At 64.6% G+C, this 25,510-nt stretch carries 27 protein-coding genes; 22 read left to right on the top strand and 5 right to left on the bottom strand.

Going from position 1 to position 25,510, the window contains the following annotated elements; translation table 11 throughout:
- Positions 1 to 24 precede the first annotated feature (24 nt).
- From dapD to APT59_RS15915, 3 genes are all read right to left on the bottom strand, one after another.
- Positions 25 to 1,059: a 2,3,4,5-tetrahydropyridine-2,6-dicarboxylate N-succinyltransferase gene (dapD, locus tag APT59_RS15925; RefSeq protein ID WP_059315746.1), complete on the bottom strand. Its 1,035-nt coding sequence runs from the start codon at positions 1,057 to 1,059 to the stop codon at positions 25 to 27.
- Positions 1,060 to 1,133: 74 nt separating this feature from the next.
- Complete coding sequence (locus APT59_RS15920) at positions 1,134 to 1,496, bottom strand: ArsC family reductase (RefSeq protein WP_059315745.1); 363 nt, start codon at positions 1,494 to 1,496, stop codon at positions 1,134 to 1,136.
- A gap of 133 nt (positions 1,497 to 1,629) precedes the next feature.
- Positions 1,630 to 2,070 carry a YhcB family protein gene (locus APT59_RS15915; protein WP_007160614.1) on the bottom strand — a complete coding sequence of 147 codons (441 nt, stop codon included), beginning with the start codon at positions 2,068 to 2,070 and terminating at the stop codon, positions 1,630 to 1,632.
- A gap of 185 nt (positions 2,071 to 2,255) precedes the next feature.
- On the opposite strand from APT59_RS15915, the gene APT59_RS15910 reads away from it, so the two are divergent.
- The 6 genes from APT59_RS15910 (at position 2,256) to rpsI (ending at position 7,260) form a co-directional block, all read left to right on the top strand.
- On the top strand, positions 2,256 to 2,891 hold the full coding sequence (locus tag APT59_RS15910) for an alpha/beta hydrolase (protein WP_059315744.1): 636 nt from the start codon (positions 2,256 to 2,258) through the stop codon (positions 2,889 to 2,891).
- Positions 2,892 to 2,934: 43 nt separating this feature from the next.
- The gene (locus APT59_RS15905) at positions 2,935 to 4,281 is read left to right on the top strand and encodes a tryptophan--tRNA ligase (protein WP_059315743.1); all 1,347 of its coding nucleotides are present in this window, start codon (positions 2,935 to 2,937) and stop codon (positions 4,279 to 4,281) included.
- An 86-nt stretch (positions 4,282 to 4,367) separates the two neighbouring features.
- Positions 4,368 to 5,462: a cell division protein ZapE gene (gene zapE, locus APT59_RS15900; protein ID WP_059315742.1), complete on the top strand. Its 1,095-nt coding sequence runs from the start codon at positions 4,368 to 4,370 to the stop codon at positions 5,460 to 5,462.
- Between the two features lie 53 nt (positions 5,463 to 5,515).
- Positions 5,516 to 6,217, top strand: a complete 702-nt coding sequence (gene nfi / locus APT59_RS15895; RefSeq protein WP_059315741.1) for a deoxyribonuclease V — start codon at positions 5,516 to 5,518, stop codon at positions 6,215 to 6,217.
- Between the two features lie 206 nt (positions 6,218 to 6,423).
- The gene (gene rplM / locus APT59_RS15890) at positions 6,424 to 6,852 is read left to right on the top strand and encodes a 50S ribosomal protein L13 (protein WP_007160609.1); all 429 of its coding nucleotides are present in this window, start codon (positions 6,424 to 6,426) and stop codon (positions 6,850 to 6,852) included.
- Positions 6,853 to 6,867: 15 nt separating this feature from the next.
- Positions 6,868 to 7,260 (top strand): 30S ribosomal protein S9, encoded by a 393-nt coding sequence (gene rpsI / locus APT59_RS15885; protein ID WP_007160608.1) that lies wholly within the window; start codon positions 6,868 to 6,870, stop codon positions 7,258 to 7,260.
- A 721-nt stretch (positions 7,261 to 7,981) separates the two neighbouring features.
- Here the strand turns inward: rpsI and rne are convergent.
- Positions 7,982 to 11,290, bottom strand: coding sequence for a ribonuclease E (gene rne / locus APT59_RS15880; protein ID WP_082696372.1), 3,309 nt, complete (start codon positions 11,288 to 11,290; stop codon positions 7,982 to 7,984).
- 706 nt (positions 11,291 to 11,996) lie between these two features.
- Here rne and rluC point away from each other — a divergent pair.
- Genes rluC through sppA form a run of 3 tightly spaced genes read left to right on the top strand, consistent with a single transcriptional unit; the run spans position 11,997 to position 14,614 of the window.
- Positions 11,997 to 12,950, top strand: coding sequence for a 23S rRNA pseudouridine(955/2504/2580) synthase RluC (gene rluC, locus APT59_RS15875; RefSeq protein WP_059315739.1), 954 nt, complete (start codon positions 11,997 to 11,999; stop codon positions 12,948 to 12,950).
- Complete coding sequence (locus APT59_RS15870) at positions 12,943 to 13,629, top strand: HAD-IIIA family hydrolase (protein WP_059315738.1); 687 nt, start codon at positions 12,943 to 12,945, stop codon at positions 13,627 to 13,629. Before rluC ends, APT59_RS15870 begins: the two co-directional genes overlap by 8 nt.
- The gene (sppA, locus tag APT59_RS15865; RefSeq protein WP_059316927.1) at positions 13,622 to 14,614 is read left to right on the top strand and encodes a signal peptide peptidase SppA; all 993 of its coding nucleotides are present in this window, start codon (positions 13,622 to 13,624) and stop codon (positions 14,612 to 14,614) included. The genes APT59_RS15870 and sppA overlap by 8 nt, the downstream gene beginning before the upstream one ends.
- A gap of 21 nt (positions 14,615 to 14,635) precedes the next feature.
- Here sppA and APT59_RS15860 read toward each other — a convergent pair whose 3' ends face one another.
- Positions 14,636 to 15,214, bottom strand: coding sequence for a Maf family protein (locus APT59_RS15860; RefSeq protein WP_059316926.1), 579 nt, complete (start codon positions 15,212 to 15,214; stop codon positions 14,636 to 14,638).
- 99 nt (positions 15,215 to 15,313) lie between these two features.
- On the opposite strand from APT59_RS15860, the gene APT59_RS22250 reads away from it, so the two are divergent.
- From APT59_RS22250 to APT59_RS15800, 13 genes are all read left to right on the top strand, one after another.
- Positions 15,314 to 15,841 (top strand): YceD family protein, encoded by a 528-nt coding sequence (locus tag APT59_RS22250; RefSeq protein WP_082696371.1) that lies wholly within the window; start codon positions 15,314 to 15,316, stop codon positions 15,839 to 15,841.
- Positions 15,842 to 15,851: 10 nt separating this feature from the next.
- Positions 15,852 to 16,034: a 50S ribosomal protein L32 gene (gene rpmF, locus APT59_RS15855; RefSeq protein WP_010797729.1), complete on the top strand. Its 183-nt coding sequence runs from the start codon at positions 15,852 to 15,854 to the stop codon at positions 16,032 to 16,034.
- 33 nt (positions 16,035 to 16,067) lie between these two features.
- Positions 16,068 to 17,030 (top strand): phosphate acyltransferase PlsX, encoded by a 963-nt coding sequence (plsX, locus tag APT59_RS15850; protein ID WP_082696370.1) that lies wholly within the window; start codon positions 16,068 to 16,070, stop codon positions 17,028 to 17,030.
- An 82-nt stretch (positions 17,031 to 17,112) separates the two neighbouring features.
- On the top strand, positions 17,113 to 18,048 hold the full coding sequence (gene fabD, locus APT59_RS15845) for an ACP S-malonyltransferase (RefSeq protein WP_059315737.1): 936 nt from the start codon (positions 17,113 to 17,115) through the stop codon (positions 18,046 to 18,048).
- Positions 18,049 to 18,063: 15 nt separating this feature from the next.
- Positions 18,064 to 18,807, top strand: a complete 744-nt coding sequence (gene fabG / locus APT59_RS15840; RefSeq protein WP_059315736.1) for a 3-oxoacyl-ACP reductase FabG — start codon at positions 18,064 to 18,066, stop codon at positions 18,805 to 18,807.
- A 167-nt stretch (positions 18,808 to 18,974) separates the two neighbouring features.
- Positions 18,975 to 19,211 carry an acyl carrier protein gene (gene acpP / locus APT59_RS15835; RefSeq protein ID WP_007160597.1) on the top strand — a complete coding sequence of 79 codons (237 nt, stop codon included), beginning with the start codon at positions 18,975 to 18,977 and terminating at the stop codon, positions 19,209 to 19,211.
- Positions 19,212 to 19,348: 137 nt separating this feature from the next.
- Positions 19,349 to 20,593, top strand: coding sequence for a beta-ketoacyl-ACP synthase II (fabF, locus tag APT59_RS15830; protein ID WP_059315735.1), 1,245 nt, complete (start codon positions 19,349 to 19,351; stop codon positions 20,591 to 20,593).
- Complete coding sequence (gene pabC, locus APT59_RS15825; RefSeq protein WP_174523170.1) at positions 20,593 to 21,405, top strand: aminodeoxychorismate lyase; 813 nt, start codon at positions 20,593 to 20,595, stop codon at positions 21,403 to 21,405. Before fabF ends, pabC begins: the two co-directional genes overlap by 1 nt.
- A gap of 3 nt (positions 21,406 to 21,408) precedes the next feature.
- A complete protein-coding gene (mltG, locus tag APT59_RS15820) occupies positions 21,409 to 22,467 on the top strand; it encodes an endolytic transglycosylase MltG (RefSeq protein ID WP_059315733.1) in 1,059 nt (352 codons plus the stop codon).
- The gene (tmk, locus tag APT59_RS15815; protein WP_059315732.1) at positions 22,464 to 23,102 is read left to right on the top strand and encodes a dTMP kinase; all 639 of its coding nucleotides are present in this window, start codon (positions 22,464 to 22,466) and stop codon (positions 23,100 to 23,102) included. The genes mltG and tmk overlap by 4 nt, the downstream gene beginning before the upstream one ends.
- On the top strand, positions 23,095 to 24,078 hold the full coding sequence (locus APT59_RS15810) for a DNA polymerase III subunit delta' (RefSeq protein WP_059315731.1): 984 nt from the start codon (positions 23,095 to 23,097) through the stop codon (positions 24,076 to 24,078). The genes tmk and APT59_RS15810 overlap by 8 nt, the downstream gene beginning before the upstream one ends.
- A gap of 39 nt (positions 24,079 to 24,117) precedes the next feature.
- On the top strand, positions 24,118 to 24,474 hold the full coding sequence (locus APT59_RS15805) for a PilZ domain-containing protein (protein WP_017641886.1): 357 nt from the start codon (positions 24,118 to 24,120) through the stop codon (positions 24,472 to 24,474).
- Between the two features lie 54 nt (positions 24,475 to 24,528).
- The gene (locus tag APT59_RS15800; protein ID WP_059315730.1) at positions 24,529 to 25,311 is read left to right on the top strand and encodes a TatD family hydrolase; all 783 of its coding nucleotides are present in this window, start codon (positions 24,529 to 24,531) and stop codon (positions 25,309 to 25,311) included.
- Positions 25,312 to 25,510: the final 199 nt, after the last annotated feature.

The following is a 25,510-nucleotide window of genomic DNA, read 5'->3' as shown; positions in this document are numbered from 1 at the left end:
GCGGCGGGCTGCCCGGTTATGGACTCAGTTGTGCGCGTGCAGCGCTTCGTTGAGTTCGATGGCGGTCTTGTTGGTCTTGCATTCGACCGCGCCGGTTTCCGAGTTGCGGCGTAGCAGCAGGTCGCTCTGACCGGCCAGCTCGCGTGCCTTGACCACCCGCACCAGCTGGTTCTGGTCGTCCAGTACCGCCACCTTGGTGCCCGCGGTCACATAGAGACCCGATTCCACGGTGCAGCGATCGCCCAGCGGAATACCGATGCCAGCATTGGCGCCGATCAGGCAGCCTTCGCCAACGCTGATGATGATGTTGCCGCCGCCTGACAGGGTGCCCATGGTGGAGCAGCCACCGCCCAGATCCGACCCCTTGCCGACGAAGACACCCGCGGAGACACGGCCTTCGATCATGCCCGGGCCGGCGGTACCGGCGTTGAAGTTGACGAAGCCTTCGTGCATCACCGTAGTGCCTTCACCCACGTAGGCGCCCAGGCGTACGCGCGCGGTATCGGCGATGCGTACCCCGGCCGGTACCACGTAGTCGGTCATCTTGGGGAATTTGTCCACCGAGAAGACTTCCAGCAGCTTGCCGCGCAGGCGGGCTTCCAACTGCTCGGCCGGCAGCTCGACCAGATCCACGGCGCCCTGGTTGGTCCAGGCCACGTTGGGCAGCAGGGCGAAGATGCCGGTCAGGTTGAGGCCATGGGGCTTCACCAGGCGATGCGACAGCAAATGCAGCTTCAGGTAGGCCTCTGGCGTGGAAGCAGGTGCGGCGTCTTCGGCCAGCAGGGTGGCCACCAGCGGCTTGGTGCTTTCGGCCAGGCGGGTCAGCAGGGCCGACTGCACCGCATCGATGCCCTTGAGGGCCTCGGCCAGGCCGCGAGCCTGGGCCGGGGCGAAGGCGATGGCCTGGTTGCCACCCTCGTAGCCGAGCAGGGGCGCGACCGCCTCCACCAGCGCCGCTGGCGGATTCAGCAGGGGCTGGGCATAGAAGACTTCCAACCAGGCGTCCTGGCGATTCTGGGTGCCGACACCGAAGGCGATACTGAAGAGGGCATTCGACATGTGACTGTTCCTTTGCAAAGGCACCGATCCGGTCGGTGCGAGATGTGCGGTAGTGGGGGCGGTTGCCGCAGGGCTCAGGTCAGGGCCGCGGCATAGAGCTCAGGCTTGAAGCCCAGCAGGGTACGGTCGCCGAGATCGAGCACGGGTCGCTTGATCATCGAGGGTTGCGCCAGCATCAGGTCGATGGCCTTGGCGGTATCGAGGTCGGCCTTCTGGGCGTCGTCGAGCTTGCGGAAGGTGGTACCGGCGCGATTGAGCACCTTGTCCCAGCCATGCTCCGCGCACCAGGCCGCCAGCCGCTCGCGGTCGATGCCGCTCTGCTTGTAGTCATGGAAGTGATAGGCCTGGCCGTGCTCTTCGAGCCATAGGCGAGCCTTCTTCATGGTGTCACAGGCCTTGATGCCGTAGAGGCTCAGGCCATCGGCCGCTACGGGCATGGCGTTCTCCTGCGAAAGACTGCAACCGCAGATTATGCCATGACGGGCCGGAAAAGGGCCGGGTGTCACGCCCCGGGCGAAGAGGGCGGGAGCCGGAAAAGCAAAAGGCCGGGGGAGTCCCCGGCCTTGGCGATCAACCGCGGCTTTTTACGCCGTAGGTTTCATCGAGGGTGCCGGGGGTGCCGTCACCCTTGGGGGCATAGTCCCGAGGCGCTTCGGTCGGACCGTCGATGCGCTCGCGGCTGGAGGGATAGCGTTGCTCGGCGCTGTGCAGCGACGCCAGCAGGTGCTGACGGGTCAGCTCGTCCTGGGCCAGGCGCTCGGCGCCCTCGGACAGGTGCGACTGCATGTCCTGGTAGGTCTGGGTCAGCTTGCGGACCAGGCCGGCGGTGGTGCTGAAGTGGCTGGTGACCTCGTGCTGGTAGTCGTCGAACTTCTTCTGCAGGTCATCCAGCTGGCGCTGCACCCGGCTCGGCGCGGCACCCGGCACCAGGCGTGCCAGCAGAAAACCTATCCCGACCCCGATCAGCAGCGCGACCAGGGGCAACAACCAGGTAGTGAGCGACTGTTCCACGAAACTTCCTCTATGAGCGGCTTTGCTTTACGGTAACGGCAGACCGGCGAGCCTGTACACTGGGTTGCGTCATCTGCCATTCGCTGGGCGTCATCATACCCCGCACTCAGGCATCGCGCAGGATCGACCCTATCAAAATCAACTCCTTGGATGAGCACTGTTCGTCCGAGGGCACGGAGTCAAGCGTGTCAGCCCGTGAACAATCCCTGCTCCTGGAGGGCCCCGCGGGCACTCTGGAAGCGCTGTACCAGGCCCCGGATACCCCCACCGGTGCGGTCCTGCTCTGTCATCCCCATCCGCTCCACGGCGGCGCCATGCAGAACAAGGTGGTCGCCACCCTGCAGCGCATCGCTCGGGACGCTGGCCAGGCAACCCTGAGATTCAACTTTCGCGGCGTTGGCGCCAGTACCGGCGTGCATGCCGGCGGCGAAGGCGAGATCGACGATGCCGCGGCCGCCGTGGCCTGGTTGCGCGAACGTCATCCCGACCTGCCGCTGACCCTTTGCGGCTTCTCCTTCGGTTCCTGTGTCGCCGCCTGCCTGGGTGGTCGCCTGGAAGGCGAGGGTGTGGCGGTGGCCAAGCTGTTCATGCTGGCGCCGCCCGTGGAGCGCTTTTCGGTCGATGGCCGCCTGCCCACCCGGGCGCGCCTCACCGTCATCCAGCCCGAAGCCGACGAGGTGGTGACTCCGGCGCGCGTCTATGCCTGGTCCGCCGCGCTCGAACAGCCCCACGAATTGCTCCGCGTCGCCGAGTGCAGTCATTTCTTCCATGGCAAGCTCGTCGATCTCAAGGACCTGGTCCTGCCGCGTTTGCAGGCCTGACCTCTTCAGATAAGCCCTAGTCTCTCGGATTCCCAGCCCCTCCATGACCACTCGCATCCTCACTGGCATCACCACCACCGGTACCCCGCACCTGGGCAACTACGCCGGTGCCATCCGCCCTGCCATCCGCGCCAGCCTGGCCGCCGATGCCGATTCCTTCTATTTCCTCGCCGACTACCACGCCCTGATCAAGTGCGATGACCCGGCGCGCATCCAGCGTTCGCGTCTGGAGATCGCTGCCACCTGGCTGGCCAGCGGCCTGGATCCGGAGCGGGTGACTTTCTATCGCCAGTCCGACATTCCCGAGATTCCCGAGCTGACCTGGCTGCTCACCTGCGTCGCCGGCAAGGGCCTGCTCAACCGCGCCCATGCCTACAAGGCCGCGGTCGACCGCAATTTGGAGCAGGGCGAGGATCCCGATGCCGGGGTGACCATGGGGCTCTACAGCTACCCGGTGCTGATGGCGGCGGACATCCTGATGTTCAACGCACGGCGCGTGCCGGTCGGTCGTGACCAGATCCAGCACGTGGAAATGGCCCGCGACATCGGTCAGCGCTTCAATCACCTGTTCGGCAATGGCCGCGACTACTTCGCCCTGCCCGAGGCGGTCATCGAGGAAAGCGTGTCCACCTTGCCCGGCCTCGACGGTCGCAAGATGTCCAAGAGCTACGACAACACCATCCCGCTGTTCGGCAGCGCCAAGCAGCTCAAGGACGCCATCGCCCGCATCGTCACCGACTCGCGCCTGCCCGGTGAGCCCAAGGATCCCGACAGCGCCCACCTCTTCACGCTTTACCAGGCCTTCGCCACTGCCGAGCAGAGCGCGGCCTTCCGCGAGGCCCTGCAAGGCGGCCTGGCCTGGGGCGAAGCCAAGGGCCGGCTGTTCGAGGTGCTGGATGCCGAGCTGGGCGAAGCCCGCGAGCGCTATGCAGCGCTGATCGCCCGTCCCGACGACCTGGAAGACATCCTGCTGGCCGGTGCCGCCAAGGCCCGCCGCTATGCCACGCCTTTCCTTGGCGAGCTGCGTGAAGCCGTGGGCTTGCGCTCGCTCAAGACCCAGGTCGCCACAAGTGGCACCAAGAAGAAGGCCAGCAAGACCGCTCGCTTCGTCAGCTTCCGTGAAGGGGAGAGCTTCCGCTTCCGCCTGCTCGACGCCGACGGTACCGAACTGGCGCTATCGATCCCCTTCGCCGAGGCCAAGACTGCCGGCATCACCAGCAAGCAGCTGGTCAGTATGCCGGCCAGTGTCGTGGTGGGAGACGGCAATGGCTTCCAGCTGCTGCTGGACGATCAGGTAGTGGCCGAAGGCGTCGCCAGCGATTCCCCCGCCGCCCGTGACGCCCTTGTCGAGCGCACCCGCGCCGCCCTGGCGCAATTGGCCGAAGCCTAAAGGGCACCCGCGGTCCCCGGCGTTGTCAACGCCAGGGACCGCCATTACAGTGACCACCCTTTTTTCCCACCCGACCAGAAGCCGCCATGACCCCCCTCGAGCGTTACCAGGCCGACCTCAAGCGCCCGGAGTTTTTCTACGATGCTGCCCAGGAAGAGGCCGTTCGCCATCTGCAGCGCCTCTATGACGAATTGCTCGCCGAGCCCGCGTCCAAGGGCGGCCTGTTCGGCAAGCTGCTCGGGCGCAAGACGATCACGCCGGTCAAGGGGCTGTATTTCTGGGGTGGGGTAGGGCGTGGCAAGACCTATCTGGTCGATACCTTCTACGACGCCCTGCCGTTCAAGCAGAAGATGCGTACCCACTTCCACCGCTTCATGAAGCGCGTGCATGAAGAGCTGCGTACCCTCAAGGGCGAGAAGAATCCCCTGACCATCATCGCTCGGCGCTTCGCCGACGAGGCACGGGTGATCTGCTTCGACGAATTCTTCGTCTCCGACATCACCGACGCCATGATCCTGGCCACCCTGCTCGAAGAGCTGTTCAAGAACGGCGTGAGTCTGGTCGCCACCTCGAACATTGTGCCTGACGGTCTCTACAAGGACGGCCTGCAGCGCGCGCGCTTCCTGCCAGCCATCGCGTTGCTCAAGGAGCACACCGAGATCGTCAACGTCGACAGCGGCGTGGACTATCGCCTGCGCGCCCTGGAGCAGGCGCAGCTCTTTCACTATCCGTTGAGCGACGAGGTCGAGGCCGCGATGGCCAAGAGCTTCCGTTCGCTCACCGTCGAGTGCAACGACCTCTGCGAAGACGTGCCGCTGATGATCGAGAATCGCGAGATCCGCGCCCGCCGCACCTGCGAAGACGTCGCCTGGTTCGACTTCCGCGCCCTCTGCGACGGTCCGCGCAGCCAGAACGACTACATCGAGCTGGGCAAGATCTTCCAGACGGTGCTGGTCAGCAACGTCGAACAGATGGATGCGCTCAAGGACGACATGGCACGGCGCTTCATCAACCTGGTCGACGAATTCTACGACCGCCAGGTCAAGTTGATCCTGTCCGCCGAAGTCGAACTCAAGGACCTCTATTCCGGTGGTCGCCTGGAGTTCGAATTCCAGCGCACCCTCAGCCGTCTGCTGGAAATGCAGTCCCACGAGTACCTCGCTCGACCGCACAAACCCTGAACCCTGGCTGGGTTGAAGGATCAATCCTTTGACCCAGCTTTCGGGAGGTACGTGTGAATTCTGATCCCTTCGCCGACTGGGATGGCTCGCCTACCCAGGCGCGCATCCTGCAAAAGCAACTGGCCAAGCAGGTCCTGTTGCATGACGACTTCGGCTCGCCGCGGCGTTATGCCGGCGTCGACGTGGGCTTCGAGGAGGGCGGCGAGATCACCCGCGCGGTGGCTGTCCTGCTGGATGCCGAGACCCTGCAGCCCCTGGCCCATGCCGTCGCCCGCATCCCCACCGTGATGCCCTATGTGCCGGGCCTGCTGTCCTTTCGGGAGCTCCCCGCACTGCTCCAGGCGCTGGCGGAATTGCCCGAGACCCCCGAGTTGGTGTTCTGCGACGGCCACGGCATCGCCCACCCGCGCCGGCTGGGCATCGCCGCTCATCTGGGCGTGGTCACCGGTCTGCCGACGATCGGTGTGGCCAAGAAGATCCTTACCGGTCATCACGCCGAACTCGCCGAGACCCGCGGCAGCCAGGTCGAGCTGCTGGATCGAGATGGTTCGACGATAGGCTCGGTATTGCGCAGCAAGGACAGGGTCAAGCCACTGATCGTCTCCCCTGGGCATCGGGTCAGCCTGGCCACCGCGCCGGCACTGGTCATGGCCTGCGTCAGGCGCCATCGCCTACCGGAACCCACACGACTGGCGGACCACCTGGCCTCACGGCGTCAGGGCTCGGCGGCTACCCAGGCGCTGTTTTCCTTCTGATTTCTGCTTGCTTTTTTATCGTGAGCGGGTATCATGCCGCAGCTTTCTTGGCGGGGGATGCCTAAGCCTGCCGAGATCGCCGTAGCGGACGCCGACCCGAGCCCCCGAAGAGCGTCTGTTTCCGGCTGCCCCTGACTTGTCCGGGGTTGCACTGTTGTGTAGAATTTGCCGTCTTTTTACCAGGGCGGCCTCTGAGGCCATAGAGAATGAAAACTTTCACCGCAAAACCGGAAACCGTTAAGCGCGACTGGTACGTCGTCGACGCTGCTGGCCAGACTCTGGGTCGTCTGGCTACTGAAATCGCCACTCGCCTGCGTGGCAAGCACAAGCCCGAATACACCCCTCACGTTGACACCGGCGACTACATCGTCGTCATCAACGCCGAGCAGGTTCGTGTGACCGGTGCCAAGACTACCGACAAGATGTACTACCATCACTCCGGTTTCCCGGGTGGCATCAAGTCGATCAACTTCGAAAAGCTGATCGCCCGTGCTCCCGAGCGCGTCATCGAGACCGCCGTCAAGGGTATGCTGCCGAAGAACCCGCTGGGCCGCGACATGTATCGCAAGCTCAAGGTGTACAAGGGTGCGAACCATCCGCACACCGCTCAGCAGCCCCAAGAACTCAAGTTTTAATCGGGATAGTACAACATGTCGGCAACTCAAAATTACGGTACCGGCCGTCGTAAGACTGCCACCGCTCGTGTCTTCCTCCGTCCGGGCACTGGCAAGATCTCCATCAACGATCGCGCTCTGGACACCTTCTTCGGCCGCGAAACCGCGCGCATGGTCGTTCGTCAGCCTCTCGAGCTGACCGAGACCCTGGAGAAGTTCGACGTCTACGTTACCGTCGCTGGCGGTGGTGTAAGCGGCCAGGCCGGTGCCATCCGTCACGGCATCACCCGCGCCTTGATCGAGTACGACGAAGGCTACCGCAGCTCCCTGCGCAAAGCCGGTTACGTCACTCGTGACGCCCGTGAAGTCGAGCGTAAGAAAGTCGGTCTGCGCAAAGCGCGTAAGCGTCCGCAGTACTCCAAGCGTTAATCTTTCGGGATTCGCTCGAAAAAACCCAGCCAAGCGGCTGGGTTTTTTTATACCCGAGATTTTGTGCTTAGGCGCCGTAGGTTGGGTTGAGGTAGCTCTATCGCCGAAGCCCAACGTTCAGGCTGCGTCCTCAGGCGTTGGGCTTCGCTGCGCTCAGCGCCAACCTACATTGATTCCTCGGGCACCGTAGGTTGGGTTGAGGCAGCTCTATCGCCGAAGCCCAACGTTCGGGCCGCGTCTCCAGGCGTTGGGCTTCGCTGCGCTCAGCACCAACCTACGTCGGTCTGGTGAGTGCCGTAGGTTGGGTTGAGGCAGCTCCATCGCCGAAGCCCAACATTCAGGCCGCGTCCCAAGCGTTGGGCTTCGCTGTGCTCAGCACCAACCTACGTCAGCTTGGTGAATGCCGTAGGTTGGGTTGAGGCAGCTCCATCGCCGAAGCCCAACAAGCAGTGCATCCTCGCTGAAGTTGGGCTTCGCTATGCTGAGCGCCAACCTACGTCGATTCCCAAGCATCGTAGGTTGGGTTGAGGCAACTCCATTACCGTAGTCCAACAGGCAGCCCCTCCCTGGGGTAGGGCCCTGATGCATAAGGGATCGGCCTGCGTCGATCCGCCGGCTCATCTGCATGGGGCCGACTTCTCACCCTCGGTACTTCGTGCCCGCTCGAATCTGGGGCATAAAAAAGGGGCGCCTAGGCGCCCCTTTTCATGGCTGGCGGAGATCAGTCGGGATGATTTTCCCGAGACTCCTTGAGCTTGCGGTCGAGTTCGGCCTGAGTGGCTTCGTCCTCTTTCACCGCATCGGCCTTGGGGGCCTCTGCAGGGGTGTCGTCCTCGCCGGTCAGGGCGACGGTAGCCGCTTCTTCCTGGGCAGGGCTAGGCACGACCTCGACGGGTTCTTCCATCACGATCGGGGCAGACTCGGCTTTAGCTGCAGGCAGCTCTTCGACGACTTGCGCAGGCTGAACCTCGGGAGCCTGTTGCGGCTCTACGGTGCCTACCGCTGCCGTAGCGAAGGTTTCTTCGGTTTCGGCAATGGCGCCCAGTGCAGGGGCCTGAGCGTCCTGCTCGGCCTGCTTGGCACGTGCGGCTTCAGCTTCGCGAGCCAGGCGCTCACGACGACGGCGCTCACGCGGATCGTTGGAGGCGCGACCTGCGGCCGATTCGGCAGCTTCGTTTTCGGCAGGTGCCGCAGGAGTGGGTGCGGTGGCGGTCACCGGAGCGGTCTGCTCGGCAACTGGTGCGGCGATTTCCACTTCCTGATGCGGCGCGCGTTCGTCCTGCAGTTGGCTCACGTTGGGGGTGAGGATCTCCGGCTGGGCAGGGGCGTCGGCGGCAGGCTGTTGCGCTGCGGTTTCCTGCGTCGCTTCGGCGGCAGCGGAGGTGTCGGCAGGAGCTGCAGGCTCTTGCTGACGCGCTTCGCGTACCTGTTCCTGGGTGGCGATGGCGGTCACGCTCTCGCTGACCACGACGGCGGTACCCAGGGCAGCGGCAGCCGGTGCGACGTTGGTGTCCGTGGCTGCTGCGCTCTGCTCTTCGTCTTCGATGAAGTTGCCATTGGCATCACGCTGACGCTCACGGCGGTTGCTGCGACGGCGCTGGCCGCGGGAACGGCGACGCGGACGCTCTTCGCCTTCTTCCAGCTCCTCGTTGCCTTCCAGTACTTCTTCTTCGTTCAGCTCTTCGGCGCTGGCCGCTTCCTGGCGTTCTTCGCGCGCCTTGCGCTCTTCGCGCGGCTGACGCTCTTCACGCGGTTTGCGCTCTTCACGAGGCTGACGCTCTTCGCGACTGGCACGCTCCTCACGGGGCTGACGCTCCTCGCGAGCGGGACGCTCTTCGGTGCTCAGGCGCTCCTCGCGTGGCTGGCGCTCCTCGCGGGGTTGGCGCTCTTCACGGGGCTGACGCTCTTCGCGGTTGGCGCGCTCCTCACGGGGCTGACGCTCTTCGCGCGGTTGGCGCTCCTCGCGAGGCTGACGCTCTTCACGGGGTTGACGTTCTTCGCGGTTGGCGCGCTCTTCGCGCGGCTGACGCTCCTCGCGAGCCGGGCGGTCTTCGCGGGCCTGACGCTCTTCGCGAGGCTGACGCTCTTCACGCGGCTTGCGTTCTTCGCGGGCCGGACGATCGCTGCGTTCGCCACGGTCGGCGCGCGGCTGGCGCTCTTCGCGTGGTTTGCGCTCGTCATCACGACGGCCTTCGCGACGGCGATTCTGCTGGCGACCGTTGCGGCGCTCGTCCTGACGGCGCTGCTCGTCGCTGCTCTTGGCTACTTCCGGAGCGGCGGCGGTCTTGTCGACCATCGGTTGCTCTTCGGTCTTGCCGGCGAACAGGCTGACCAGGGATTTGACCAGGCCCTTGAACAGATTGGGTTCGGCGGTGGCCTTGGCGGCAGGGGCGGCGGGCGCCACGGTCTCGGCGGCGACCGGGGTGGGTGCCGGGGCGCGCTCGGGTGCGACCTTCACGGCCGCTTCCTGGCGTACCAGGGTGCGAGTGGAGCTGACCGGCAGCACCTCTTCGGCTTCGGTGTTGGCCATCTCGTAGCTGGACTGGCTGTTCAGCAGCTCGGGATTGTCGTCACGCAGACGCTGCACCTCGAAGTGCGGGGTCTCGATGTGATCGTCGGGCAGGATGATGATGCGCACGCGGGTACGCAGCTCGATCTTGGTGATGCTGTTGCGCTTTTCATTGAGTAGGAAGGACGCCACCTGGATGGGTACATGGGCGCGTACCTCGGCGGTGCGATCCTTGAGCGCCTCTTCTTCGATCAGGCGCAGGATAGCCAGCGACAGCGATTCCACGTCGCGGATGATGCCTTGGCCGTTGCAGCGCGGGCAGACGATGCCGCTGGTTTCGCGCAGCGAGGGGCGCAGGCGCTGGCGGGACATTTCCAGCAAGCCGAAACGGGAGATGCGACCGATCTGTACGCGGGCGCGGTCGGCTTCCAGGGCTTCGCGGACGCGATCTTCCACGGCGCGCTGGTTCTTGACCGGGGTCATGTCGATGAAGTCGATGACGATCAGGCCGCCGATGTCGCGCAGACGCAGCTGGCGGGCGATTTCTTCAGCCGCTTCCAGGTTGGTCTGCAGCGCGGTTTCCTCGATGTCGCCACCCTTGGTGGCGCGCGCCGAGTTGATGTCGATGGACACCAGGGCCTCGGTCGGGTCGATGACGATGGAGCCGCCCGACGGCAGCTTCACTTCGCGCTGGAAGGCGGTCTCGATCTGGCTTTCGATCTGGAAACGATTGAACAGCGGGACGCTGTCCTGATACAGCTTGATCTTGCTGGCGTACTGCGGCATCACCTGGCGGATGAAGCTCAGGGCTTCTTCCTGGGCTTCGACGCTGTCGACCAGGACTTCACCGATGTCCTGGCGCAGGTAGTCGCGGATGGCGCGAATGATGACGTTGCTTTCCTGGTAGATCAGGAAGGGGCCCTTGCGATCACCCGAGGCTTCGGTGATGGCGGACCAGAGTTGCAGCAGGTAATCGAGGTCCCACTGCAGTTCTTCGGTGCTGCGGCCCAGGCCGGCGGTGCGCACGATCAGGCCCATGTCGCCCGGGGCGTTGAGGCCGTTCAGGGCTTCGCGCAGTTCGTTGCGCTCTTCACCCTCGATGCGACGGGAGATGCCGCCGGCGCGGGGATTGTTGGGCATCAGCACCAGGTAGCGACCGGCGAGGCTGATGAAGGTGGTCAGGGCGGCACCCTTGTTGCCACGCTCTTCCTTTTCGACCTGGACGACTACTTCCTGGCCTTCGGAGAGCACTTCCTTGATGTTGACGCGGCCTTCCGGGTTCTTCTTGAAGTACTCCCGGGAGATCTCTTTCAGCGGAAGGAAGCCATGGCGATCAGCGCCGAAGTCGACAAAGGCGGCTTCCAGGCTGGGTTCGATGCGGGTGATACGGCCTTTGTAGATATTGGCCTTTTTCTGTTCGCGGGCTCCGGACTCGATGTCCAGATCAAACAGCCGTTGACCGTCGACCAGGGCAACCCGTAATTCCTCGGGCTGGGTCGCGTTGATGAGCATTCTCTTCATGTAATACCACTACGTTCCAGGCTCTCGGCCCGCAGGGTGGCAACAGGATTCGAAAGAAGGGTGCACGGGGTCGTATCGAAACCGGTGTAGATCCGGTCTTCGTGTCCAGCAGCAGGCCCGGGGGCGTGCCGCGACTACGTCTCCTGCAGGCGCTTGAGCGACTGCCGTTGCAGCTCCACAGGAGGAGGAATCAACCAGGCATGGTGCGGGCGTGACAGCCGAAAGGCTCAGGCAGCCGGGTCGTCGCGGGATTCGTGTCAGGTGTCGCTCGGTTGGAGCATCGGCCGTTGGCCTTGAGGCTTCCACCTGCGATCGTCACCTTGGCCGAAGCTGGGCGCGAAGCGGGCTGCAGGCGTACTGTCAGGCTACGCGATACGCTGGTTGTGCATCTCCATCCTGCACACAATCTTCAGGAATCAGGTGCCGCCCGCAAGGTCCGGAGCGGTTATCGTTTTACAGCTGGCACCCTGGGTGCCGCTGCCTTGGTTACCAGGCGGATCGCAGATCGCCACTCACCCCCTTGGGCAGAGTCGGCGATCTGCTGGACGGCCAGACGTCCAGTGACTATTGCATTTGCAGCCTATATTCGCGGGCGGAATCGACGGCCTCGCGAGCGGCGTCATCCAGACAGGACTGATAACCGCCTCCGGACTATAGCAGCAAGCTTTAAGTGCTTCAAATAAGGGAAAATTGCTATCATTCCCCCATGACTAAGCCTCCCTCTCCCAGCACCGGCGTTCAACTGCTCGATGTGCCCGCCGACTATGCCGGCCAGCGTATCGACAACTTCCTGCGTACCCAGCTCAAGGGCGCGCCCAAGACCCTCATCTATCGCATCCTGCGCAAGGGTGAAGTGCGGGTGAACAAGGGCCGCATCAAGCCTGACTACCGCCTGCAGGCCGGTGACCAGATCCGGGTGCCGCCCCTGCGGCTGTCCGAGCCCGATGAGCCGGCACCCCTGGCCAGAGGACTGCTCGAGCGCCTGGAGGACTCCATCGTTCACGAGGACAAGGCCCTCATCGTCATCAACAAGCCGGCCGGCATCGCCGTGCACGGTGGCAGTGGCCTGTCTGGCGGCGTCATCGAAGTCTTTCGCCAGCTGCGTCCCGATGCCCGCGACATCGAGCTGGTCCATCGCCTCGACCGGGATACCTCGGGACTGCTGATGATCGCCAAGAAGCGCAGCATGCTGCGCTTCCTGCACGAGCAACTGCGCGGCGACGGCGTGGACAAGCGCTATCACGCCCTGGTGCGCGGCCACTGGCCGGCGGCCAAGAAGAAGATCAATGCGCCGCTGCTGAAGAACACCCTCAGATCCGGCGAGCGCATGGTCGAAGTCAACGACGAGGGCAAGGAGGCGCTCACTGAATTTCGCGTCCTGCGCCGCTATGGCGAATTCGCCACCCTGGTCGAGGCGCGGCCGGTGACCGGCCGTACCCACCAGATCCGTGTCCATGCCCGTCATGCCGGACATGCCATCGCCGGCGATCCCAAGTACGGCGACGAGGCCTTTTCCCAGGAGATCCGCGACCTGGGTGGCAAGCGGCTGTTCCTGCATTCGGCGAGCCTGGTGATTCCGTTACCGGAAGGTGGCCAGCTGCGACTGGAAGCGCCGGTCGATAGCACCTGGAGTCAGACGCTGGAGCGTCTGGATGCCTGATTATCAGCTGCTGATCTTCGACTGGGACGGCACCCTGGCTGACTCCATCGGCCGGATCGTCGAAGTGATGCACGTGGCGGCCGAGACGCTTGGGCTGCCGCCTCGCAGCGATGTGGCCATCAAGGGCATCATCGGCCTGGAGCTGGTAGCGGCGATCCAGACCCTCTATCCACACCTGGTGACCCAGGCGCAGATCGAGGGCTTTCGCGATGCCTACAGTGCCGAATTCGTCCGTCGCGAGCAGGAGGCGTCGCCGCTGTTTCCTGAGGTGATGAGTGGTCTGCAGCGCTTTCGCGCCCAGGGTTATCAACTGGCCGTGGCGACCGGAAAGAGCCGTCGTGGCCTGGCTCGCTCGCTGCAGCAGCATGGCCTAAGTGACTTCTTCGACATTACCCGCTGCGCCGACGAGGCGGCCGGCAAACCCGATCCGCAGATGGTGCAGGAGATCCTCGCCCATTGCGGTGTGGCGCCGGAACGTGCCCTGCTGGTGGGGGATGCGGTGTTCGACCTGGAGATGGCCCGGCGCGCCGGGGTCGATGCGGTCGGGGTCGCCTATGGTGCCCAGCCGGTCGAGGTCCTGAGGGATTTCGGGCCGCGCCTGGTGATCGAAGCTTTCGCGGACCTGGCGCTATGGCTGGGTGACAATGTTGTGGTCAGGAGTGAGAGTGGGCATGGCTGACGAGTGGAAAGAAGACAGCGGGCGTTCGCGCCCGACGGACGACAAGACTTGGGCCCTGATCGAGAAGACCATGCTCGCCAGTGTGCGCGAGCAGCGGCGGGCACGGCGTTGGGGCATCTTTTTCAAGCTGCTGACCTTCGCCTATCTGATCGTCATGCTGGTGCTGTTCACGCCCCTGCTGTCCCTGGGCAAGAAGGGCGGGGTGACCGAGTCTGGCGCCCATACCGCGCTCATCGAACTCAAGGGCGTGATCGCTGATGACGAGAAGGCCAGTGCCGACAATGTCGTGACGGCGCTGCGCAAGGCCTTTGACGACAGCAACACCCGCGGTGTGGTGCTGCGTATCAACAGCCCGGGCGGCAGTCCAGTGCAATCCGGCTACATCTATGACGAGATCAAGCGGCTGCGTGGCCTGCATCCGGACATCAAGCTGTACGCGGTGATCACCGATCTGGGGGCCTCGGGCGCCTACTATGTGGCCAGTGCGGCCGATGCCATCTATGCCGACAAGGCCAGCCTGGTCGGCTCCATCGGCGTGACGGCGGCTTCCTTTGGCTTCGTCGGCACCATGGAAAAGCTGGGCGTGGAGCGGCGGGTCTATACCTCCGGCGAGCACAAGGCCTTCCTGGATCCCTTCCAGCCGCAGAAGTCCGAAGAAACCCGCTTCTGGCAGCAGGTGCTGGATACCACCCACCAGCAGTTCATCGACAGCGTCAAGAAAGGTCGCGGTGATCGCCTCAAGGTCGAGGGTCATCCGGAGCTGTTCTCCGGTCTGGTCTGGTCCGGCGAGCAGGCGTTGTCCCTCGGGCTGATCGATGGCCTCGGCAGCACCAGCTATGTGGCGCGGGACGTGGTCAAGGAGGAGCGCCTGGTGGACTTCACCCAGGAAGACTCTCCCTTCGATCGCTTTGCCAAGCGCCTGGGCGCCAGCGTCGCCGAGCGTCTTGCTCTCTATATGGGCTGGCAGGGTCCGATGCTGCGTTAGCCGGCATGGTCTGTGGGTGGCCTAAGGCACCTGCAGACCCGCTTCGCGCAGCAATGCGGTCAGGCGAATGAGGGGGAGGCCGATCAGGCTGGTCGGATCGTCCCCCTGCATGGCTTCGAAAAGGGCAATACCGAGGCCTTCGGCCTTGAAACTGCCGGCGCAATCGTAGGGTTGCTCCGCCAGCAGGTAGCGGTCGATTGTCGCAGCATCCAGCGGCCGAAAGCGGACCTGGAAATCCACCACCTCGCTCCGGCATTCACCAGTCCGGCTGTCCAGCACCGCGAGGCCGGTATGGAACACCAGCGTCCGGCCACTGGCTCGGGCCAGTTGCTGGTGGGCACGGTCGTGGCTCAGGGGCTTGCCAAGAATCTCGCCCTCGATGGCGGTCGCCTGATCCGAGCCGATGACGAGCGTATGGTCTGACTGGTTGCCCAGGGCGGCGGCCTTGAGTCTGGCCAGCCGCTCCACCAGATCGCGAGGGTGCTCGCCTGGTAGAGGCGTTTCATCGATATCGGGCGACTGGTGAGCGAAGGGCAAGCAGAGCCTTTCCAGCAATTGGCGGCGGTAAGGCGAGCTGGAAGCGAGTAGAATACGGGGCATCAGTTTGTTCTCGGGCGAGGTCGACCAAAGGTCGGTCGGAGTCGCTTCGGGGTTAATTTCCTTTGACAGCCGTAAGGCCGTCCCTATAATGGCGCGCTTATGTTGAATGGGCCAATTCCACCTCAGGTCGATCCTCGCAAATTGGCGGATCGCGGCGTAACCCTCAAGGGTGAGCTGCCTCTCGCGAACATGCGGCGTGTCGGCGAGCAGCTCGTGAAGTCCGAAGGCGCGGTAGCCGTCGTCCTCGACTTCGGGCGTGATCAACAGCGGCAGTACGTCATCCACGGTGTCCTCGATACCGAGGTCGAGATGATCTGCCAGCGTTGTCTGGAGCCGGCAGTGCTTCCCATCCACAGCGAATTCGATTTCGCCGTGCTCTGGGAGGGGCAGTCGGCCGATGCCTTGCCACAGGGATACGATGCCCTGGAGGTTGGTGAAGATCCACTGGATCTGCATGGCTTGGTCGAAGAGGAGCTGCTGCTCGCTCTGCCGATCATCCCTGCGCATCCAGAAGGGGCTTGCCAGCATCCTGAAGGTTTCGAGGCGCCCGAAGAGCCGGCGGACGAGGAAAAGCGACCCAACCCGTTCAGTGTACTTGCGCAGTTGAAGCGTGACCCAAACGTTTAGGAGTTAAATCATGGCTGTTCAGCAGAACAAAAAATCCCGTTCCGCTCGTGACATGCGTCGTTCGCACGACGCTCTCGAACCGAACGCTCTGTCCGTGGAAAAGAGCACTGGTGAAGTTCACCTGCGCCACCACGTGTCGCCCGACGGTTTCTACCGCGGTCGCAAAGTGATCGACAAGGGTTCCGACGAGTAATCCTCGATCGAAATCGTCATCGCGATCGATGCAATGGGCGGGGACTTCGGTCCCCGCTGCATTGTTCCTGCTTCACTCAGCGCTCTCGAGCGTTTCCCCGCCTTACGTCTTCTCCTCTGTGGTCAGCGCGACGCCCTGTCGGCCTGGTCACCGCCTGCTTCCCTTGCCGCTCGCCTGGACTTCGAATACGTCGACTCCCTCGTCGGGCCTGACGAAAGACCCGCCACGGTGGTGCGCAGTCGCGCCCGTACCTCCATGCATGCCGCCCTCGAAGCGGTTCAGCACGGGCGTGCCCATGGCTGTCTGAGTGCCGGCAATACCGGGGCCTGGATGGCGCTCGCGCGGCTGCTGCTCGGGACGCTGCCGGAGATCGACCGGCCCGCCATGATGTCGGCGCTGCCGGGGCGGGGAGAGCATCAGACGCTGCTGCTCGATCTCGGTGCGAACCTGGACACCACAGCCGAGCAGCTGGTGCAGTTCGCCTGTCTGGGCGCGGGTGCGGCCCAGGCGCGCGGCCTGGCCCGGCCCAGGGTGGCGCTGCTCAATGTCGGGCGGGAGCCGGGCAAGGGCACGCCGGTGATTCAAGAGGCGGCGCGCCGCCTCGCCCAGAGTCCGGCGTTCGATTTCATCGGCTTCGTCGAGGGTAGCGATCTCTATGCCGCCGTCGCGGATGTGGTGGTCTGTGACGGCTTCACCGGCAACGCCGTGCTCAAGTCCGGCGAGGCCTTGCTGCGCCTGCTGGTCGAGCGCAGCGGCACGGCCTCCTGGCTCGAACGTCGGCTGCTGCAGCCCTGGCTGGCCCGGCGTTTTCGTCACTGGGATCCGGAGCTGCGCAACGGCGCGAGCTTTCTCGGCTTGAATGCGGTAGTGGTGAAGAGTCATGGCGCGGCAGGCGAAGTCGGTCTCGTTCAGGCCATCGAGCGCGCGCTGCGCGATGTGGAGACTGATCTCCCCGAGCGTATCCGGTTAAACTTGGCGGCTCTGAAAGCGGTGTGACCGACCGGTCGACACCGACATCTCAGTCTGTCAGTGGCGGAACCGCGGTTTCGCCGGCAATGGACCTACAAGAGACCTGCCTATGTCTGCCTCTCTCGCTTTCGTCTTTCCCGGTCAGGGTTCCCAGGCCCTAAGCATGCTGGGTGAGCTGGCCACGCACCACGCGCTGATCGGTGAAACCTTCGCGGAAGCATCCGCCGTCCTCGGCTATGACCTCTGGGCGCTGACCCAGCAGGGCCCCCAGGAGTCGCTCAACCAGACCGACCGTACCCAGCCCGCCATCCTGACCGCCTCCATCGCGCTCTGGCGGCTGTGGTTGGCTGAAGGAGGCGCCAAGCCCGCCTACGTTGCCGGTCACAGCCTGGGTGAGTATTCGGCACTGGTCGCCGCCGGCAGCCTGCCGTTCGCCGAGGCGGTGCGCCTGGTGGCGCGTCGTGGTGAGCTGATGCAGCAGGCCGTCCCGGCCGGGCAGGGCGGTATGGCCGCCATCCTGGGCCTGGAAGACGCTCAGGTGCTGGCAGCTTGCGCCGAAGCCGCCCAGGGCGACGTCGTGAGTGCGGTCAATTTCAATGCCCCGGGCCAGGTGGTGATCGCCGGTTCCGCCGCTGCGGTGGAGCGCGCCATCGAGGCGTGCAAGGGGCTGGGTGCCAAGCGCGCCGTGGCCCTGCCGGTCAGCGTGCCCTCTCACTGCGAGCTGATGCGTCCGGCGGCGGAGCGTTTCGCCGAGGACGTGCGCGGCTGCAGCTGGAGCCAGCCGGAGATTCCGGTGGTGCAAAACGTCAATGCCGGCGTCAATACCGATCTGGCCAGCCTCCAGCAGGATCTGCTGGCTCAGCTGTACAGCCCGGTACGCTGGGTCGAATCCGTGCAGTACCTGGCTGCCCAGGGCGTCACCCATCTGGTGGAGTGTGGCCCCGGCAAGGTGCTGGCCGGTCTGAACAAGAGATGCGTCAAGGGCGTGGAAACGCTGGCCCTGGACACCCCTGATGCCTTCGCCGCCGCTCGTGCGGCTTTTTGAATCGAGGAAAACGAGATGAGTCTGCAAGGTAAGGTCGCCCTGGTCACGGGCGCCACGCGTGGCATCGGTCAAGCCATCGCCCTGGAACTGGGTCGGCTCGGCGCCACCGTGATCGGCACCGCGACCAGCGAGGCGGGCGCCCAGCGCATCGCCGAGTCGCTCAAGGCCAATGGCATCGAGGGCACCGGCCTGGTGCTCAATGTGTCCGACAACGCCTCCGTCGCGACCGCCCTCGAGCAGGTCCAGGCGCAATTCGGTGCCCCGTCGATCCTGGTCAACAACGCCGGCATCACCCGCGACAACCTGATGCTGCGGATGAAGGACGATGAGTGGTACGACGTGATCGATACCAACCTCAACAGCCTGTTCCGCCTCTCCAAGGCCGTGCTCAAGGGTATGACCAAGGGTCGCTGGGGTCGTATCGTCAGCATCGGTTCGGTGGTCGGGGCCATGGGCAACGCCGGTCAGGCGAACTATGCTGCCGCCAAGGCCGGCCTCGAGGGCTTCACCCGGGCGCTGGCTCGTGAGGTAGGTTCGCGCAACATCACCGTCAATGCCGTGGCGCCGGGTTTCATCGACACCGACATGACTCGTGAGCTGCCGGAAGCCCAGCGCACCGCGCTGCTGACCCAGATTCCTGCCGGTCGCCTCGGCCAGGCCGACGAAATCGCCAAGGTGGTCGGCTTCCTGGCCGGTGAGGGCGCTGCCTATGTGACCGGGGCCACGATCCCCGTGAACGGCGGAATGTACATGAGCTGACCGGCGTTACCCCCGCGCGGCTATTGCGCTAAGCTGGTAAACTGTCGGACCAGCAATGGCCGCGCATACGTCTTGATGTCGCGTCAGCTTGAAATTCGGAAATCCCTTTCTATACACTTACGCGCAATCCGTTGTGCGGATTTTTCCTTTAGGAGTGAGAACACGGTATGAGCACCATCGAAGAACGCGTTAAGAAGATCGTCGCTGAGCAGCTCGGCGTGAAGGAAGAGGAAGTTACCAACAGCGCTTCCTTCGTCGAGGATCTGGGCGCCGACTCCCTTGACACCGTCGAACTGGTGATGGCTCTGGAAGAGGAATTCGAGACCGAAATCCCGGACGAGCAGGCTGAGAAGATCACCACCGTCCAGGAAGCTATCGACTACATCGTTGCTCACCAGCAATAAGTAGCCGCTAGTTTCGGACACAAGAAGCCGCACGTCCTGTAGGGCGTGCGGCTTTTCTTTAGGTCGATGATCAAGATCGATGGAATCGGCTTTTTTAAAGTGGGGTGGCCGCCCCGGAAGGACAAGAGGAGTTGGGTGTGTCGCGTAGACGTGTCGTGATCACGGGTATGGGCATGGTATCGCCGCTTGGCGCCGACGTCGCGAGCAGCTGGGAGGGCATCCTGGCCGGTCGCAGCGGTATTGCGCCGATCGAGCATATGGACGTCTCTGCCTTCAGCACGCGGATCGGTGGATCGGTCAAGGGATTCGACGTGGAGCAATATCTGTCCGCGAAAGAAGCCCGCAAGCTGGATCTATTCATCCAATACGGTCTCGCTGCCAGCTTCCAGGCCATGCGTGACAGCGGTATCGAAGTCAACGATGGCAATCGCGAGCGCATGGGTGTCGCCATGGGTTCCGGCATCGGCGGGCTGACCAATATCGAGGCGAATTGCCAGTCGCTGCTCGAACAGGGTCCGCGCCGTATTTCTCCCTTTTTCGTACCGGGCTCCATCATCAACATGGTGTCCGGTTTCCTGTCGATCCACCTGGGTCTGCAGGGTCCCAACTATGCCATCGCCACCGCCTGTACTACGGCGACGCACTGCATCGGCATGGCGGCGCGCAACATCGCCTACGGTGAGGCCGATGTCATGGTCGCCGGCGGTTCGGAGATGGCGACTTCGGGTCTGGGTCTTGGTGGTTTCGGCGCGGCTCGTGCCCTGTCGACCCGTAACGACGATCCGACCCGCGCCAGCCGTCCCTGGGACCGCGATCGTGACGGCTTCGTGCTGTCCGACGGTGCTGGCGCTCTGGTGCTGGAAGACTACGAGCACGCCAAGGCGCGAGGCGCTCGTATCTATGCCGAGCTGATCGGCTTCGGCATGAGCGCGGATGCCTTCCACATGACGGCCCCGCCGGAAGACGGCGCGGGCGCTGCCCGCTGCATGCGGGCGACGCTCAAGGACGCCGGCATCGCGCCGGAAGCGGTCGACTACGTCAATGCCCACGGCACCTCCACGCCGGCCGGTGACCTAGCCGAAGTGGCGGCCCTCAAGCAGGTGTTCGGCGAGCAGGCCAAGCGCCTGAGCGTGAGTTCCACCAAGTCCATGACCGGTCACCTGCTGGGCGCCGCTGGGGCGGTGGAAGCAATCTTCACGGTGCTTGCCCTGCGCGATCAGGTGGCCCCGCCCACCATCAACCTGGACAATCCCAGCGACGGCTGCGATCTGGACTTCGTGCCCCACGAGGCGCGTCAGCGGCCCATCGAAGTGGCGCTGTCCAATTCGTTCGGCTTTGGTGGCACCAACGGCAGCCTGGTGTTCCGGCGCTTCGACGCTTGATCCAGGACTGGCTCAACGGCCAACCGCTAACCCCTGGTCTGCAGCGCGACCGGGGCCTGGCCTACGGCGATGGGTTGTTCGAGACCATTGCCGTACGCCGGGGCCAGCCCCGCTTGCTGGAGCGTCATCTGCAGCGACTTGCCACGGGCTGCCAGCGATTGCGCATTCCCTGCGACCTCGCTCAGGTGGGTGCCGAGATCCAGGCCTATGCGGCGCTGCTGGGGGAGGGTGTCGCCAAGCTGCTGCTCACCCGGGGCGATGGCCTGCGCGGTTATGCGCCGCCAGCCGAGCCCGAGGTCCGGCGACTGTTGCTGGCTTCACCCGCACCGGCCTATCCGGCGGCCCATGCTGCCGAGGGGATCGCCCTCTTTCCCTGCACCACACGTCTGGCCAGCCAGCCGCTGCTGGCCGGGCTCAAGCATCTGAATCGTCTCGAACAGGTCTTGGCTCGTGGGGAGTGGACCACCACCGAATATGCCGAAGGCCTGATGCTGGATCAGGACGGCAGACCGATCGAAGGCGTGTTCAGCAATCTGTTCCTGGTTCGCGAAGGCCGGCTGCTGACCCCCGCGCTCGATCATTGTGGCGTGGCCGGCGTGATGCGCGGTCTGCTGATGGACCTCGCCGCCCAGGAGGGCATGCAGACCGCGGTCATGCCACTGTCCCTGGATGCGCTGTTCCAGGCCGACGAAGTTTTTCTTTGCAACAGCCAGTACGGTATCTGGCCCGTGCGCCGGTACGCAGCGGCGAACTGGTCCGTGGGGCCGGTGACCCGTAAACTGCAAGGTTCGATAAACGAGATTCTGGAATAGCCGATGCGCAAGGCGAGAGCTCTGCTTACGGCGGTCTTGGCCGCTAGCGGCCTGCTGCTGGTCATGGCCGGTTGGCGCCAGCACCAGGCGCTGACTCAGCCGCTGAAGGTCAATGGTGAGCAACTGGTGGAGATCGCCAAGGGCGCGACGCCCGGCGGTACCCTGTTGCGCCTGGAAGACGAGGGTGTGCTCGATGGCGCCTTCTGGCTGCGCCTGTACTGGCGCTTCAATCTAGCCGGGCAGACGCTACACAGCGGCGAATACCGCCTGACCCCTGGCATGACGGTGGAGCAGCTGTTCGGCCTTTGGCGCAAGGGCGAGGTAGTGCAGTATGGCCTCACCCTGGTGGAAGGCTGGAATTTCCACCAGGTTCGCGCCGCTCTGGCCCGCCAGCCCAAGCTCGAGCACGACACCGCCGAACTGGACGATGCCGCCCTGATGAAGCGGCTGGGTCTGGACGGTGAGCATCCCGAGGGCCGCTTCTTTCCCGATACCTATCGCTATGTGAAAGGCCAGCGCGAGTCGGATCTATTGCGCCAGGCCAATCAGCGCCTGCAGGCCGTGCTCGACCAGGAATGGCAGGAGCGCGATCCCGCGGTGCCCTACAAGGACGCCTACCAGGCACTGATCATGGCGTCGCTGGTGGAGAAAGAAACCGGCGTGCCCGAAGAGCGCGACGAGATCGCCGGGGTCTTCGTCCGGCGCCTGGCGGCCGGCATGCTGCTGCAAACCGATCCCACGGTGATCTACGGCATGGGCGAGCGCTACAACGGGCGCATCACTCGCGCGGATCTGCGCGAGCCTTCGCCCTACAACACCTATCTCAATGCGGGATTGCCGCCGACGCCGATCGCCATGCCGGGACGCGAGGCCATCCATGCGGCCCTGCATCCCAAGGACGGCGACAGCCTGTACTTTGTCGCCCGTGGTGATGGGAGCCACGTCTTCTCCAAGGATCTGGATGCGCACAACCAGGCGGTCCGGGAATTCCAGCTCAAGCGTCGCTCCGACTATCGCTCGAGCCCCGCCCCGCAGACGCCTGACAGCAAGGAAACCCCATGACCGCAAACGGCCTGTTCATTACCCTTGAAGGCCCGGAGGGCGCGGGCAAGAGCACCAACCGCGATTATCTCGCCGAACTCCTTGGCGCCACCGGCCGTGAAGTGGTGCTGACTCGCGAGCCGGGCGGCACGCCGCTGGCCGAGCGCATCCGCGAGATCCTGCTGGCGCCAGCGGCCGAACCCATGGCCGTGGATACCGAGTTGCTGCTGATGTTTGCCGCGCGCGCCCAGCATCTGGCCCAGGTCATCCGGCCTGCCCTGGCACGGGGTGCCCTGGTGCTGTGTGATCGTTTCGTCGATGCGACCTATGCCTACCAGGGCGGTGGCCGCGGTGTCCCCGTGGAGCGCATCGCTACCCTAGAGGCCTTCGTGCTGGGCGACCTGCAACCCGACCTGACCCTGGTGTTCGATCTGCCGGTGGAGATTGGCCTGGCCAGGGCGGCCCGCCGCGGTGCCCTGGACAGATTCGAGCAGGAGCAACGCGCCTTCTTCGAAGCGGTGCGCCAGACCTATCTGGACCGCGCCCAGGCCGTGCCTGCACGCTATCGCCTCATCGACGCCTCGCGCAGCCTGGCCGAGGTACAGGCGGATCTGCGCGCCCTGGTCGCCACCCTGGAGCCGACGCTAGGTGGCTGACGTCTATCCCTGGCAGCAGGCGCTATGGGCGCGGATCTGGCCCCGGCGGCAGCATCCCCACGCCTATCTGCTGCATGGTCCGCGTGGTATCGGCAAGCGTGACCTGGCCGAGCGCCTGGCCGCGCTGCTGCTGTGCCAGGCGCCCCAGGGTGATGCCGCCTGCGGCCAGTGCAAGGCGTGCTCGCTCCTGAAGGCAGGGACTCATCCCGATTATTGCGTGATCCAGCCGGAAGAGGCCGAAAAGCCCATCCGCGTCGATCAGATTCGCGCCCTGGTGGATTTCGTCACCCAGACCGCGCAGTTGGGTGGACGCAAGCTGATTCTCCTGGAGCCGGTCGAGGCGATGAACCTCAATGCCGCCAATGCCTTGCTCAAGAGTCTGGAAGAGCCCTCGGGCGCGACGGTGCTGCTGCTGGTGAGTCACCAGCCGAGTCGCCTGCTGCCTACCGTGCGTAGCCGTTGCGTGCAGCAGGCCTGCCCGGTGCCTTCGCGCGCCGAAAGTCTCGCCTGGTTGGGTGAGCGCCTGCCAGATCTCGAACCGGAGATCCGCACCCAGTTGCTGGTGCTGGCCGGTGGCTCGCCGCTGGCCGCCCTGCGCCTGCATGGCGAAGACGTGCTCGCCCGGCGAGCGCTGGTGGTGGAGGGGGTGAAGCGCCTGCTCAAGCGCCAGGCAGCACCCAGCCAACTGGCCGAGAGCTGGAACGCCGTGCCCCTGCCGCTGCTGCTCGACTGGTTCTGCGAATGGACCCATGGCGTGCTGCGCCAGCAGTGGGGTGGCGTCGACGACGAGGCCGCGCCGGACATGGCCAAGGTGCTGGGTTATCTGGCCGAGAAGAGCGCGCCGCCCGCGGTCCTGGCGCTGCAGGAATGGCTGCATGCCGAGCGGCAGAAGGTGCTGGGCAAAGCCAACCTCAACCGCGTATTGTTGCTGGAATCGCTGTTGATCCGCTGGGCCGGCCTGGTGCCCGGACGCTAGCGATCCGCGCGTCCGTATTGCCTGTCTCGAGAGAATCTCATGAGTTTGCCGCAGAACCTGGGCCCCCGTAATGGCATCCTGTCCCTCACCATCAAGGACAAGTCGGTGCTTTATGCCGCCTACATGCCCTTCATCCGCAATGGTGGCCTGTTCATTCCGACGGGCAAGACCTACAAGCTGGGTGACGAGGTTTTCATGTTGCTGAACCTGATGGACGAACCGGACAAGATCCCGGTCGCCGGCAAGGTGGTCTGGATCACCCCCAAGGGGGCCCAGGGCAATCGTGCCGCCGGGGTCGGCGTGCAGTTCAACGAAGGCGACAATACCGCGCGCAACAAGATCGAAACCTATCTGGCCGGCTCCCTGAAGTCGGACCGTCCCACCCATACCATGTGAGGCCGTCGCCGTCCCGCTCGGGGCGGGGCGTCTTCCGATTCAAGGCTATTTCTCGTGCACTTCGTCGACTCCCACTGTCACCTGGATCGACTCGATCTTTCCCTTCATGACGGCTCCCTGGATGCAGCGCTGGATGCCGCGCGCGCCCGTGGCGTCAGCCAGTTCCTCTGCATTGGCGTCGATGCCGGCAATGCACCCACGGTGCAGGCCCTGGCCGAGCGCTATGCCGACGTCCACTGCGCGGTGGGCATTCACCCACTGGATGCCGCCCAGGGCAGCGCCATCGATCTCGACTGGTTGCTGGAACGGCTGGCCCATCCCCGCGTTGCCGCTATCGGCGAGACCGGGCTGGACTACCACTATCAGCCGGATACCGCCGAGATCCAGCAGCGGTCCTTCGCCCTGCACCTGGAGGCGGCCCGCCGTACGGCACTGCCCCTGGTGATCCATACCCGGGAAGCGCGCGCCGACACCCTGGCGATGCTTGGCGCCGCCGATCTGCCAGGCGCCGGGGTGCTGCACTGCTTCACCGAGGACTGGGCGACGGCCAAGGCCGCCCTGGATCTGGGTTTCTACATCTCCTTTTCCGGCATCCTGACCTTTCGCAATGCGGCCGAGCTGCGCGAAGTGGCCCGTCAGGTGCCGGTCGATCGACTGCTGGTGGAAACCGACTCGCCCTATCTGGCCCCGGTACCCCACAGAGGCAAGGCGAACCTGCCGCAATTCGTGGTCGAGGTCGCCCAGTGCCTGGCCGACGTGCGTGGCGTCAGCCTGGAGACCCTGGCCGAGCAGACCACGGCCAACTTCCGCCGGCTGTTTCCCCGCGCCACCCTCTAGGCAAAAAATGGCCCGGGTATCCTGGGATACCCGGGCCGGACCAGCGGTTCGCCTAGACGGAGGACCGCCTGCCTGGCCCGCGTCGCGGGGGTCGACACGGCCAGTCACTTGAGTATTGGTCAGCGCGGGGAAAGGTCCAGCCTGGGCTGGACATTTTTTAAACAGTTTTGGAATAGCACTGCCCTGGTACTGCGGGTCT

It is taken from the genome of Pseudomonas oryzihabitans, from assembly GCF_001518815.1.
Taxonomy (GTDB): domain Bacteria; phylum Pseudomonadota; class Gammaproteobacteria; order Pseudomonadales; family Pseudomonadaceae; genus Chryseomonas; species Chryseomonas oryzihabitans_E.
Note: the sequence above shows the minus strand (reverse complement) of the source record. Positions and strands in the feature narration are given on the sequence as shown.

Coding starts and splice junctions, on each gene's coding strand:
- dapD (WP_059315746.1), bottom strand. CDS start 1,059: ATGTCGAATGCCCTCTTCAGTATCGCCTTCGGTGTCGGCACCCAGAAT.
- acpP (WP_007160597.1), top strand. CDS start 18,975: ATGAGCACCATCGAAGAACGCGTTAAGAAGATCGTCGCTGAGCAGCTC.
- rpmF (WP_010797729.1), top strand. CDS start 15,852: ATGGCTGTTCAGCAGAACAAAAAATCCCGTTCCGCTCGTGACATGCGT.
- rluC (WP_059315739.1), top strand. CDS start 11,997: ATGACTAAGCCTCCCTCTCCCAGCACCGGCGTTCAACTGCTCGATGTG.
- APT59_RS15905 (WP_059315743.1), top strand. CDS start 2,935: ATGACCACTCGCATCCTCACTGGCATCACCACCACCGGTACCCCGCAC.
- zapE (WP_059315742.1), top strand. CDS start 4,368: ATGACCCCCCTCGAGCGTTACCAGGCCGACCTCAAGCGCCCGGAGTTT.
- APT59_RS15870 (WP_059315738.1), top strand. CDS start 12,943: ATGCCTGATTATCAGCTGCTGATCTTCGACTGGGACGGCACCCTGGCT.
- rpsI (WP_007160608.1), top strand. CDS start 6,868: ATGTCGGCAACTCAAAATTACGGTACCGGCCGTCGTAAGACTGCCACC.
- APT59_RS22250 (WP_082696371.1), top strand. CDS start 15,314: ATGTTGAATGGGCCAATTCCACCTCAGGTCGATCCTCGCAAATTGGCG.
- tmk (WP_059315732.1), top strand. CDS start 22,464: ATGACCGCAAACGGCCTGTTCATTACCCTTGAAGGCCCGGAGGGCGCG.
- fabG (WP_059315736.1), top strand. CDS start 18,064: ATGAGTCTGCAAGGTAAGGTCGCCCTGGTCACGGGCGCCACGCGTGGC.
- rplM (WP_007160609.1), top strand. CDS start 6,424: ATGAAAACTTTCACCGCAAAACCGGAAACCGTTAAGCGCGACTGGTAC.
- APT59_RS15920 (WP_059315745.1), bottom strand. CDS start 1,496: ATGCCCGTAGCGGCCGATGGCCTGAGCCTCTACGGCATCAAGGCCTGT.
- APT59_RS15860 (WP_059316926.1), bottom strand. CDS start 15,214: ATGCCCCGTATTCTACTCGCTTCCAGCTCGCCTTACCGCCGCCAATTG.
- fabD (WP_059315737.1), top strand. CDS start 17,113: ATGTCTGCCTCTCTCGCTTTCGTCTTTCCCGGTCAGGGTTCCCAGGCC.
- rne (WP_082696372.1), bottom strand. CDS start 11,290: ATGAAGAGAATGCTCATCAACGCGACCCAGCCCGAGGAATTACGGGTT.
- plsX (WP_082696370.1), top strand. CDS start 16,068: ATGGGCGGGGACTTCGGTCCCCGCTGCATTGTTCCTGCTTCACTCAGC.
- APT59_RS15805 (WP_017641886.1), top strand. CDS start 24,118: ATGAGTTTGCCGCAGAACCTGGGCCCCCGTAATGGCATCCTGTCCCTC.
- mltG (WP_059315733.1), top strand. CDS start 21,409: ATGCGCAAGGCGAGAGCTCTGCTTACGGCGGTCTTGGCCGCTAGCGGC.
- sppA (WP_059316927.1), top strand. CDS start 13,622: ATGGCTGACGAGTGGAAAGAAGACAGCGGGCGTTCGCGCCCGACGGAC.